The organism is Alteromonas sp. S167, assembly GCF_036864375.1.
Lineage (GTDB): Bacteria > Pseudomonadota > Gammaproteobacteria > Enterobacterales > Alteromonadaceae > Alteromonas.
Genome location: NZ_JAZETR010000005.1, coordinates 210,224 through 222,299 on the forward strand (window position 1 = coordinate 210,224; position 12,076 = coordinate 222,299).

Sequence of the window (12,076 nt, forward strand, 5' to 3'; positions counted from 1 at the left end):
AAATATGTTTTGCTTTACGGTAAAACCCTCCGTACAATCCGCGCAAATTTTAGCCAGACCTAACAGGTAGCGTCTGGCTTTTTCGTTTTAATTACCTCATATTATTACCATAACCTATTAAGGACACTGCGTTGGATACCGTAGAATTTATTCAAATTCGTAGATTTATCGTGAAGCTTGGAAAAATGCTACACAAATACGGTACGCCTGCGTTTCGTCTTGAAGCCTATTTAGGTGAAGTAGCGCAATATCTTGGCGTACACGCGTCGTTTATCTCTACCCCTACATCGCTTACCTTTGTTATTTGGAGCGATCGTCACGAGGACGAATACAACCACGCAGCCCGCCTTTTACCCGGCGATCTAGATATGAACGCATTGTCGCTCACCGACGAACTGGCTAGTGAACTCCTAGCCGGTAAAATGTCGCTAAGCGAAGCCGACAAACGCTTGAATGAAATTGATGCCATGGGCAGTCCCTACGGCAAGTTAATTACTGGCGTTGCATTCGCCATGGCCACTGGCGCCTTCGCCATGCTAATGGGTGCAAGCTGGAGTGAAATTGGCTGGTCGGGAGCGCTTGGCCTTGTTGCCTACATTTGGACACTATGGGCACAACGCTCTAAGCGTGTAAACCTAATGCTTGAGCCAGCAACAGCATTTGTAGGCGGTATACTAGCGTGTGCCATTGGTAGCTATATCGACCCCGGTATAAACATTCCATTGGTGGTGCTGTCGTCTGTTATCGTGTTTGTGCCAGGTTTAGCGCTAACCATGGGGTTAGCGGAATTATCGTCTCGCAATATGGTGTCGGGCACGGCCCGTACTATGGACGCCATTATGCAGCTATTTAAACTGTATTTTGGAGCGTTTCTAGGTGTGTCGGTAGGCTTTAGTGCCTTTGGAGAAAACATTTATACGCCTGCCGAATCGCTACCTTACTGGGCTACATGGCTTGCGGTGTTTTTACTGTGTTTAGCACTTGTTGCTATTTTTCGCACGCGTTTGAAGCACATTCCATGGGCAATGGCTGCCGCGTTTATTGCCTACAGCGCAACAGCGTGGAGTTCTGATTATATGAGCCCAGGGCTAGGCGCGTTCGTTGGTGCATTCGCACTTGGTATTTTCGCTAATGCGTTTACTCGAATTGCCAACCAGCCAGCCACCATTGTAGCCATGCATGGCCTTATTGTGCTGGTACCAGGGTCGAAAACCTATATTGGGCTTAACTCGTTTATGACCGGGCAAGACTTTGTAAAAGCCGATCATCTAGGCCAAGAAGTGTTCTTAATATTTATGTCGCTAGTGGCAGGGCTTATCTTTGCCAACGTGGTAGTACCTACTAAAAAGGCGCTGTAAGCGCCTTTTGTTTATCATGAATTAGTTTCACCTAGGCTTGCTATTCACCGAAAGCCACCTATTAACTTCTTTACCATATCCTGCCGCACAACTTTGATTTGCGGATACTTAAGCCGCCCCATTAACAACTATTTAAGCAGCTTAATTAGCGCCCTTCCCAAGCGAGCATTAAGTGCACCTGCAGCAATGGCTTCGGCTGAATTCTCCATAAACTTAGCCGACAAACTGCCACCTATCTGATTCGCTACTTCATCGGTAGCCAGGTCGAAAATGCCCTGAGCCGCAATATTTTGCGCCAACACTTTAAGCAACTTCCAATTACCCGCAGTACCGGGGCGAAGGCCGTATACCTTTGCCATGCGGCGTATGGTACGAAAACTTATCCAAACAACGGCCAGGGTTTGAATTAGATTATTTGGGCTTATAAACGCCAAACTACCCGCCGTTACCGACTCTTTATTTAACACTTTTTGCGCTTTTTCCTGCACCGGCGTTATTACGGTATCTTCGTATAACCCCAAAAGTTCTGCCGACGTCATATCGCTTTGTAGCTGCTGTGAATAACGCGTAAAACAGTGTGCAGCATAACTGTCTTTAAAAAAGCGCTGGCCGTGCTTATTTAAAATGCTGCTTACCTTAGAAGGCGACAAGTTTGCGCCTTTATTGGCTAACATATCGCGTAGTTGCTTAGCATCGTGCATTGCCGTATTAACTTGCTTGTAACCGCGCCACTCTCGAAAGCTTAAAAAGCTAAAACAGCCTACAAAGCCCGCAAGCATTGCGCCTAATACACTAGTGCCTATAGGGTGCTGCGCCATACTAGCTGTTAACGTGGTGTAGGCATCAAACACGAAAAAGCCCAACACCGACAACACGCCTAACCCAAGGGTTGCGCTACCTAAAGACACGCCGGTTGAGGCGGTTTCAAGCTCCCATACGTCTTCCGTTATTTGCTTTGGCAACTTGGTTTCGGGCTGTGCAATATTTAACGTTTGTGTAGTCACTTTCGTTTTATATTCCGGTCTGCTTGGCGCGTTTTCTGACGGCTTGCCACTCATAATTACTCTCCTTTGCCCAGTAAAAACTGAAGCAATCTATCAATGCCCTTACCTGCCAATATGCGTGCTTTAAAGTCGGCCGGCACATTTACACTTGGCACCGGAAAGTGACTTCCCTCTTCCATTTCTTTCAAGGTTTTCGGTAACGGCTCGAAGGTAGATTCCACATACTGATCATCGTTATTGGTATAGCGAATAGCATCTTTATTTGCGCCTTCATCAGTTACCTGCATGGCCGACACTAAAAAATGCTCGAACTGAATGGGCTTATCGTTAAATCGAGCTCGAGCCCCTTCAGTAACTTGTGTAAGTAAACTTAATAAATTCTGCTGCTGATTTTCAGGAATAAGATCGGACTTGGTTGCGACAAAGGCTACCTTACCTATTTGTTGCTTTCTAAGCACAGTGCGAGAAAACCACCCGCTTTGCCCATACACAAAGGTATCGGCCAAATGGCTTAGCGTTTCTTTTAGTTGATAAAGGTGCTGCCTGCTGTGATTTAGCCCTTCAAACAAGTCGACTAAAATAATTTGCTTATCAGTTTCTTTAAAAATGGATTGCTTTAGTGGCGTTAGCCAGTCTTTTTGAAAGGCTGAATAATGCTTTTCAAACGCCCTATACCATGGGTGCGACACATCGCTGGTAATACTTGAAGGCAGCGGCGTAAAACCAAATTCTTGCCAGTTAAAGTTGCTAGATGCTAATAAAAAACTACCAGGCTGAAGTAGAGAAATGCCATTCGCCTTTGCCTGTACAAGATAATCGCGATAGTGAGTTACAAGCTGTTGAATTAACTGCGGTGTAGGCGTTTGTTCGAAGTCGAATTCGTTTACCACCTGCTTCCACGCATGGGCATAGTATTGCTGCGGCCCACTACTTAGCTGCGCCCATGCAGAATCAGACCAATGCGCGTAAGTTTTATTCAGCATGGGAATGTCGGTAATCCATTCACCGGGGTAATCAATAAATTCAAACACAACATCGCGATGGGGCATTAGGTGGCGCTTTATCGATGTGGTTTGTTTTAGTCGAACAACAAGCTTGAAACCATAGGCTTCTTCGGTGGCCTCAGGCCAATCACCCGCTTCAAGCGCTGCTATGTTTTTTAAATGGGGAAACGGTTTGTAACCTTCAATAGGTTCAATGTGCATATCAAGCACACGCGAAGGCGGTAAATACCGCAACAATGGCAGGCACGCTAGCCCTTCTTCGCTTCGGCTTTTTAGCAGCGTTATAAGGCTAGTAAAAAGCATCGACTTTCCACTGCGACTTAAGCCTGTAATGGTAAAACGGTGCGTTTCTTTGCTAAACACGTCGGCCAGAGTGTTACTGGTGAACGATGCCACAGCGCGCGTTTTTCCCATTAATGAAGAAGCTATTGTGTTTTGCATACTAACTTGTTGCACTCCTTACCTTTGCGCTTCTCTTGCTACATCTGCTTTCTTAAGCCTAATCTAATACAGTACAGCCCAATACAGTATATGTGGTTATCAACACATCAAAAAGCAAGGCAACAAACCCGTAAAACTAAGCTTTGCAGGGTTTGTTACTTCGAAAATAAAAAGAAAGGCAGGTAAAAATTAGTGGTCTTTGGTTAGCCCAAATAGTTTTTTCTTAATGCGGTTTTTGCTTGAATGCCAGTGATTCTTTGGCTTTTTAGGGGCGTTCTCAATTACGTGATCGAAGTCGATATCATCTTTTTTCGTAGGCGGCACATGCGCACAAAAGAATGTATCAATTTGTGAATGGGCCAGCTTTGATAAGCTTTCGCGATACTGATTAGGATGACACAAAGGATATGGCGGCACCAAATCACCTTTTACCTGCACAAGTACATCGGCAATGTAGGCCTGCTGGGTAGGTAAATGTACTAATGATAAATCGTGATCGGTATGCCCTGGGGTATACATCACTTGCCAATCGCTGAAACCTGGCAACGTTTGATTGTCGCGAAGTGTTAAGTCGGGCGCCAAAATAGGGCTGTACCAAATGGGAAATCTTGGCTTACCAATGCGACTTGCTACCCACCACGTAAGCAATAAATCTATACCGTGCGCGGTGCGACCAGCAACGCCAGAATACCAGTTAATGGCTTTCGGGTGCGACGCCACTTGTGCTCCGGTGCGCTCACGCAACAACATTGCACCACCAGCGTGATCGGGGTGCATATGAGTTACCACAACAAGCTTTAAATCGCTTAACGGGCGCGACAGTGTTTTAGTAATATATTGGCACACATTATCTACATCGGCTCTGCTGCAGCCATCAAGCAACAAAATACCTTTCGTATCTTCCACTAGATAGATGTGTTGAATGTAACCCGATAACGTGTGAATTTTCATAAACTAAGCCCTGCTGTTCGTGCCTGCATCCTATCAAAGCTCATCTGGTAAGACCAGATTCAGCAAACAAGTGTAGCATCAAATCCTTTAACCACATTAGTCCAGCCTCACCTTCTTGCTGACTATGCCAGTAAAGGTGTGTTTCCAATGCAGGCAGGCCATAAGGCAATTTGGTACTAATTAAGTTTGGTGCACTAACAGCGTCTGCCACCGAACCTGGCAATGTAAGCAGTGCATTAGTGTTGGCAACCACGTCGGCTGCAGCCCGATAATTTTGACAACGCCATAAAGCAGGGCGGCTAACACCAAGCTGTTGAAGCGCAATTTCTTCAACCGACGCCCCTTTTGCCCGGTTAGATACGGTTATATGACGCGCAGCCACGTACTTTCGCTTGTCCAGCCCTTTCGCCAGTGGGTTGTTTTTATTCATCACTACACGATAAGTATCACGTCGCAATAGCGAATGCGAAATGGGTGATGCTACCGCGCGGCCAATATCTATAACCAAGTGTAAATTGCGGTTTGTAAGGTCTGCAAGCATCGCATCACGATGTAAGCGAGTACTTACTATTTGAACATTTGGTGCAACCTTTTCCAATGTTGATAGCAACGTGGGCAGCACACCTAACTCTAGCGACTCTTGCATAGCAATAACGAACCGTTGATGGCTAGTAAGCGGGTTGAACTCGGTAAACTCACCTAGCGCTTTTCGAATATCATTCAGCGCGCTAAGTATTGCGGGGGCAAGACGCTCGCATGCAGCGGTTGGCAACATACTCTGCTTTTCTTTTACAAAAAGCGGGTCGCCTAATATATCTCGAAAACGTCGCATGGCGTGACTTACCGCCGACGGTGTAATGTGTAATGCCTCTGCTACGCGAGTCATGTTGCGGTGCTGCCACAGCGCTTCAAACACTTTAAGTAAGTTTAAATCGAGTTTTTCAAACTGCCTGCTTTCTAACATTTCTACTTACCCTAAATATCGTGTGTTTTTTGAACTCGTCATAACCGCAAGGTTATTCTTTTATTGCGCTGTTTCGGCACTGTAAACACCCAAAAGCAATGAATACAATTCACAAGCATAAAGGATTATATTTCATTTCATTCATTAAACAACATTCACTACTATAAAGGATATAAGCTGTGCAATAGCACAATAACGTTTACCACATTGCCAATGTTAAAGGTGCCCTATGGATTTTTCGCATAACGACAAAACAAAAGCGCTACTAGAGAAGCTAGACGCGTTTATTGCTGAGCACATTTCTCCTATCGAAAACGAGGTGTACGACTTTCATCACAAAGAAAATCACCACGCAAATTGGAAAGAATGGAAGCTACACCCTGGCACAGAGGCATTAAAGGCGAAAGCCCGTGAAGCTGGCTTGGCAAACCTGTTTTTGCCAGACGCAGAGCTTGGACAAGGGTTAACTACCCTAGAATACGCTCCAATGGCTGAACGCATGGGTAGATATTTGTTTGCACCTGAAATTTTTAACTGCAACGCACCTGACACAGGCAATATGGAAGTGCTTTATCACTTTGGTAGCGAAGCACAAAAGCAACAATGGCTAAAGCCATTGCTAAACGGTGAAATTCGTTCAGTATTTGGCATGACAGAGCCTGACGTTGCATCATCTGATGCCACCAATATGGCTGCCACCATTATTGAAGACGGCGACGATGTTGTTATTAACGGTAAAAAATGGTGGTCGACAGGTTTAGGCCACCCTAATGCTGCCTTCACCATCTTCATGGGGCTAAGCAACCCAGAAAACGACAAGCACAGCCGCCACAGCATGGTTATTGTGCCACTAGATGCGCCAGGAATTACCATTAAGCGTATGCTTGACGCCTATGGTGATTATGATGCGCCTTATGGACACGGCGAAATGCACTTCGACAATGTGCGCGTTAGTAAAGACAACTTAATTATGGGCTTGGGTAAAGGCTTTGCTATTGCTCAAGGTCGCTTGGGGCCGGGCAGAATTCATCACTGCATGCGCGCAATTGGTATGGCAGAAAAAGCGCTTGAACTAGCTCTTAAGCGCGGAAACGAACGGGTAGCTTTTGGTAAACCAATAATTCGTTTAGGTGGCAACTTAGAGCGCGTTGCAGATGCCCGTATGGCTATTGAACAAGCGCGTTTACTTACACTTCACGCTGCATGCAAAATCGATAACCTAGGTGTTAAACACGCTATGACAGAAATCTCTGCCATTAAAGTAGTTGTACCTAACATGCTGCAAAATGTAGTAGACATGGCGCTTCAAATTCACGGTGGTGCGGGTATGTGCAGCGACTTCCCTCTTGCGCGCTTTGCTGCTGGCGCACGAGCGCTACGTTTAGCCGATGGCCCTGACGAAGTACACAAAGGAATGGTATCGCGCTTAGAATTAAAGAAGTATCAATAATATAAAGCACAAACAAAAAAAGCGGCGAAGTGAGGGCTACTCACTTACGCCGCTTTTTTATTAGTTTTATTCGCCGTTTCGAGCTTGTTCTTTACGGTCTTCAATATGTCGATGCAGCGCATCTAACTTAGCAAAGCTATCGTATAATTCAGGATGCGTAGCAACTAGCGCTGCCACATGCTTAAACGCATCTTCGCGCTGATCCTTTGTAAGGAAAATGATGTGGTCATCTGTAGGAAGACGGCTGATATCAACGCCAGGGTTAGAAGATGACATTAATGCCGTTTGCGTTGCGATAGCACGAAAGTCTTTCAAATAACGTGGCTCGCATTGTTTTTTGGCTATCATTGACCCTAAAGTACGATGATAGCTACAAAGCACATCGTACTTCGCCGTCTCGTTGATGGTGTTATACAAGTCTAAAAATTCGAAACGTTGCTTATCAAACGCCATTTTAAGCTGAGCAATGGTTTTCTGCCCTGTTACCTCTATTCGCTCTACGCTCTTTCTATCCGACTCTGGCTTATCTACTTGGGCAAACACCCCTGCACTAAAAACGCCTAATGTTAGTACAGCTGTAAAACCCGCTATCTTTCTACGAATTGGTAAAGTCATAATTAATTCCCTTTTATTTAACATTATTCGTTATCTTCTTTTGCTAAATCTTTTCGTGCCTCAATACGCTGATGCAGCGCATCTAGCTTTGAAAAGCTTTCGTACAATTCAGGGTGCGTCGCGATAAGCGCAGCAACGTGCTCAAAAGCCTTTTCTCGTTTTTCTTTGGTTAAAAATTGGAGATGATCATCCGTAGGCAGGCGCTCAAAATTTATACCAGGCGAGTCAGAGGAAGTTTGTATAGCCATGGCACGAAAATCTTTCAAATAACGTGGTTCACATTGCTTTTTGGCTATTTTCGACCCGATTGTACGTTCATAGCTACACAGCATGTCGTACTTGGCCGTTTCGTTGATGGTGTTATACAAATCTAAAAATTCGAAGCGTTGTTTATCAAACGCTTTTTTAAGCTGAGCAATGGTTTTCTGCCCTGTTACCTCGATTCGCTCTATGTTCTTCTTTTCCGACTCTGGCTTGTCTGTTTGGGCTAGCGCAACGCCTGATGCAGAGAGTAACAACGCCGCACTTATTGCCTTAATATTTGGCGAGAATATGGCCATCGAAGCGTGTTTCATAAAAAATCCTTTTTCCTTGATATAACATCATATTAGCAAGCGCCTAACTTTTAAGCAAGGCGCTTATACTTTAGTCCATAACAATTGTTCTTTGTATTAAACCAGCCGCACTATTCGCCATTCATCCCTGCGGCTTTACGTGCTTTTATGCGCTCATGTATGGCATCAAGCTTTAAGAAGCTGTCTAACAACTTAGGGTGGGTTGCCACTAGCGCTGCCACATGCTTATAAGCTTCTTCACGGGTATCTTGTGTTAAAAAGCGTAGCGTGTCGTCGTTAGGTAGGCGGTTAAAGTCGATACCAGGCTGCGTTGACCACGTTTGAACAGTAAGCGCCCTAAAGTCAATCATGTAGCGTGGCTCACACAATTTTCTGGCTATTTGACTACCGGTAAACTTGCGCCATTTACAAATGACATCGAACTGCGCGTCGGTATTTACCGTGTTGTAAAGTTCGATAAATTCCATTTGTTGCTTTTTGAATGCACGCTTTAACTGTGGCGTAGATTTTTCACCCGTTATATCAATAGTTTCATAATTTCGGTCATTGGTTTGCGCAGCAAGGTAGCCACCGAAGAAAATAGATAGCGAAAGCACTGAAAACTTTATAGTGGACAAAAACAACTTATACGAATGCTTCTTCATTTAACACTCCATCATTTTAAACCAAAATAAGAGTAGCAACGGTTGTGCTGTTAATCAGTTAATAAATTTTTAAATTCACTCTCTTCACACAATGTTTTAGTTGAGAAATAGTCATACAAAAATGCGGCCTACGCCGCATTTTTATTTTTGTACTGCTCATCACACTAGAACGTATATGAGCCGCTCAACTGTGCGTTAATTCCAGCGCCGTAGAAGCCAACCGTATGTAAGCTATTTATATATTTTTTATCGAAAATATTATTAATATTAAATCGAACAGTGAAGTTCTCAGAAAACGCCTGTGAGGCATAAACGTTACCCAAGAAGTAAGCGCCTTGGGTTACATTGTAGTCTACGTTGCTGATCTCAGACTGCCATCTACCGCCAACACCCACTTCAATTTCTGGAGCCTGCGGTACGGTATAACCTAGCTGGAACGTTACTACGTCGCGCGGTGCCCATAGGTTAGCATCGTTACCTTGCTCGTCTTCTACGTCGATAGCGGTGTAAGACGCATTAATACGTAATGCATCGGTTACCTGACCGGCTACTTCAATTTCAAAACCGTTAGACTCTACCGACACCCCTTTATAGTAAAACTGAAGCGTGTCTGGGTTAGTGCCTGCGTAAGCTGCCAAATTGTCTTGCTCTGCAGTAAAGTACGCGAACGTTGTTAATAAACGGTCGTCGAACCACTGGGCTTTCACGCCGGCCTCAAAGTTCTTACCTTTAGTAGGGTCAAGATACTGGCCGTTAATGTCGTACTGTTCTTGCGGCTGGTACACGTCCGAATAACTTACGTACGCGTTAATATCTTCAGTTACCGCGTAAGTAGCGCCAACATAAGGGCTGGCTTCGCTTTCTGAATTATCGATAACCGCACCAGCGTTTTGCCCTGTACGCTCAAAATCAATAGCATTAAAGCCAGCAATAATATGCATTTCATCGGTAACGCTAAAACGGGCAGAACCGAAATAACGGGTTAGGGTTTGCTCAATGTTTGAATACTCGGAAGCCGCCAGCCACTCTGGCTCTGCAATCGCATCTAACGCATAAGGGAACGCGGGTGTTGGTCCGTAAGCAGGTGTAGTGGCATAATCAAAGGCGTGAACGAAAGACACGTCATCGCTGGTAGCGTGGCTTACCCCAAAGTTTACTTCGTGATTACGGCCAAATAGGGAAAAGTCACCAAATACACGGCCTTCAACAAGATGAGAATCGCGCTCAGAGTCATAACGACCCGGCCAGCCAACCAGGCCTAAGCCAGTGTCTTTATCAATTGCACCGTAGGCGTAAAACAGTTTGCTTTGATCTTCAAAGTCGCGGTAGTTATAGCTAAGCAGTAGCTGCCAATCGTTGTCGAACACATAGTCTAACTCTACGAAGGCATTGGTGGTTTCGGTATCCCATTTCGACCACTCTTGTGCCGTGGTATCGCTAATGTCCCACTCGGCTTGGGTGCCATCGGTATAGTTAAACACTAGCCCGCCCCAGGTATTGCCGTCGGTATTAGCATCTTGGTAAGACAACCCAAAGGTTACGGTAGCGCTGTCGGTTAACTGGCCGTCGATAACACCGTACACAAAGCTGCGATCGTTTTCCAGGCCATCTAAGTGCGATTCTTTATCTTCAACACTTGCTACCACTCGGGCCGCCCAACTGCCGTCTTCAGTAAGCAGCGTTGAATAGTCGCCCTGTACGCGCTTAAAGTTGTACGAGCCAATGCTTGCGCCAATTTCACCGCCCTCTTCATTGGTTGGGCGCTTGCGTACGTAGTTAATGGTACCCGAGGCGTTGCCCACACCGGTTAGCAGACCGTTGGCACCACGAATAACTTCAATTTCTTCATAACCGTACGCTTCAATAGCGCCGGTAACAATGCCCCAGTCGTTCGGCAGGCCCACGCCGTCTATTTGCGTGTTTTTAATTTCGAAACCACGGGCTGTGTAGTTAGTACGGTTAGTTTCCCACTCTTCTACGTTAATACCCGGCGCAAGCTTTAGCGCATCGTTAATATTAAACGCACCAAACGACTGCATTAAATCTTCAGACAGAATGCTGATAGACTGCGGCGTTTCGCTAATTTCCATGGTTAAGCCCGTTGCGCCGCGGCTAACGCGGTTTTGACGAACCCCAACAATACGAATTTTTTCTACGTCTGCTTCTTTAGCTTCTACCGTATCGCTTTGTGTGGTTTGCGCATTTACCGACAATGCAAACGCGATAGGCGTTAGTGCAAATAAACTGCTTAATTTCATGGTGTTCTCTGCTATTGGTTTTGAAGGGTTGGTATGTTTTCGGGGCAGGAGTATAAAACAGCTTAAACTTAATTTAAATGATAATTATTTCTATTTACAATAAAAGTGAAGTCGCTAAACGCTGGCTGCGCTGAGGGTAATGCGATAATCTGTACTTCAGATCAGGGAGGCATCGACGTTTTGACTAGCAGTACAAAAAACACCATTACGCATTACAGCGAAAAAGCGCAGCACTATTACGATTTGTATAACTCGGTAAACGCTGAAAGTGTGCACGGCGATTGGAAAGCGTTTCTACAAAATATCAAAGCAGGCACCGCACTAGATGTAGGTGCAGGCAGTGGCCGCGATGCCAACTGGCTAGCCGAACAAGGGTGGAAAGTAACAGCTGCAGAGCCTGCCGATAAGCTAAGAAACCTTGCACAAGCCAATTCACATAACAGTGTTACATGGTGTGGCGCCAGCTTACCCGCCCTTACCGCCCTACCCCAACATCCAAAAACATACGACCTAATACTGCTTTCAGCGGTATGGATGCACTTGCCAGAAGCTGAACGACCACCTGCGTTAAAGCGGTTAGCAGAATTGGTTTCGGAATACGGAACCATGTACATAAGCCTTCGGTTCGGCCCAAACGATGAAGCACGCCCCATGCACCCTGTAAGCTATGAGGAATTGGCTACCTTGGCGAAAAATAATGGACTAACTGCACGCAATTTAAACCCCGTTCCAAGTCAGGATGGTTTAAAGCGAGATGATGTGAAGTGGGTTACGGTTTCGATATTTAAGTAACCCCACGTTAATCAACACTA

At 45.3% G+C, this 12,076-nt stretch carries 11 protein-coding genes; 3 read left to right on the plus strand and 8 right to left on the minus strand.

All coding sequences use genetic code 11. The features are described 5' to 3' along the window. The first annotated feature begins 131 nt into the window (after positions 1 to 131). Positions 132 to 1,358: a threonine/serine ThrE exporter family protein gene (locus V7R35_RS09980; protein ID WP_334014630.1), complete on the plus strand. Its 1,227-nt coding sequence runs from the start codon at positions 132 to 134 to the stop codon at positions 1,356 to 1,358. 128 nt (positions 1,359 to 1,486) lie between these two features. Here V7R35_RS09980 and V7R35_RS09985 read toward each other — a convergent pair whose 3' ends face one another. The 4 genes from V7R35_RS09985 to V7R35_RS10000 form a co-directional block, all read right to left on the minus strand. Then, on the minus strand, positions 1,487 to 2,416 hold the full coding sequence (locus tag V7R35_RS09985; RefSeq protein ID WP_334014632.1) for a YcjF family protein: 930 nt from the start codon (positions 2,414 to 2,416) through the stop codon (positions 1,487 to 1,489). A 2-nt stretch (positions 2,417 to 2,418) separates the two neighbouring features. Further along, on the minus strand, positions 2,419 to 3,807 hold the full coding sequence (locus V7R35_RS09990) for a YcjX family protein (RefSeq protein WP_334014634.1): 1,389 nt from the start codon (positions 3,805 to 3,807) through the stop codon (positions 2,419 to 2,421). Between the two features lie 189 nt (positions 3,808 to 3,996). Then, a complete protein-coding gene (locus V7R35_RS09995; RefSeq protein WP_334014635.1) occupies positions 3,997 to 4,758 on the minus strand; it encodes an MBL fold metallo-hydrolase in 762 nt (253 codons plus the stop codon). Between the two features lie 40 nt (positions 4,759 to 4,798). Beyond that, positions 4,799 to 5,722, minus strand: coding sequence for a LysR family transcriptional regulator (locus tag V7R35_RS10000; protein WP_334014636.1), 924 nt, complete (start codon positions 5,720 to 5,722; stop codon positions 4,799 to 4,801). A 229-nt stretch (positions 5,723 to 5,951) separates the two neighbouring features. Between V7R35_RS10000 and V7R35_RS10005 the strand changes: the two genes are divergently transcribed. Then, positions 5,952 to 7,172, plus strand: coding sequence for an acyl-CoA dehydrogenase family protein (locus V7R35_RS10005; protein WP_334014637.1), 1,221 nt, complete (start codon positions 5,952 to 5,954; stop codon positions 7,170 to 7,172). Positions 7,173 to 7,238: 66 nt separating this feature from the next. Here V7R35_RS10005 and V7R35_RS10010 read toward each other — a convergent pair whose 3' ends face one another. From V7R35_RS10010 to V7R35_RS10025, 4 genes are all read right to left on the minus strand, one after another. Then, on the minus strand, positions 7,239 to 7,787 hold the full coding sequence (locus V7R35_RS10010; RefSeq protein WP_334014639.1) for a hypothetical protein: 549 nt from the start codon (positions 7,785 to 7,787) through the stop codon (positions 7,239 to 7,241). Positions 7,788 to 7,810: 23 nt separating this feature from the next. Further along, the gene (locus tag V7R35_RS10015; protein ID WP_334014640.1) at positions 7,811 to 8,362 is read right to left on the minus strand and encodes a hypothetical protein; all 552 of its coding nucleotides are present in this window, start codon (positions 8,360 to 8,362) and stop codon (positions 7,811 to 7,813) included. 110 nt (positions 8,363 to 8,472) lie between these two features. After that, positions 8,473 to 9,006, minus strand: coding sequence for a hypothetical protein (locus V7R35_RS10020; RefSeq protein ID WP_334014641.1), 534 nt, complete (start codon positions 9,004 to 9,006; stop codon positions 8,473 to 8,475). 164 nt (positions 9,007 to 9,170) lie between these two features. After that, positions 9,171 to 11,264, minus strand: coding sequence for a TonB-dependent siderophore receptor (locus tag V7R35_RS10025; protein ID WP_334014642.1), 2,094 nt, complete (start codon positions 11,262 to 11,264; stop codon positions 9,171 to 9,173). Positions 11,265 to 11,444: 180 nt separating this feature from the next. Here V7R35_RS10025 and V7R35_RS10030 point away from each other — a divergent pair, with 180 nt between their 5' ends. Then, the gene (locus V7R35_RS10030; RefSeq protein ID WP_334014643.1) at positions 11,445 to 12,056 is read left to right on the plus strand and encodes a class I SAM-dependent methyltransferase; all 612 of its coding nucleotides are present in this window, start codon (positions 11,445 to 11,447) and stop codon (positions 12,054 to 12,056) included. Positions 12,057 to 12,076: the final 20 nt, after the last annotated feature.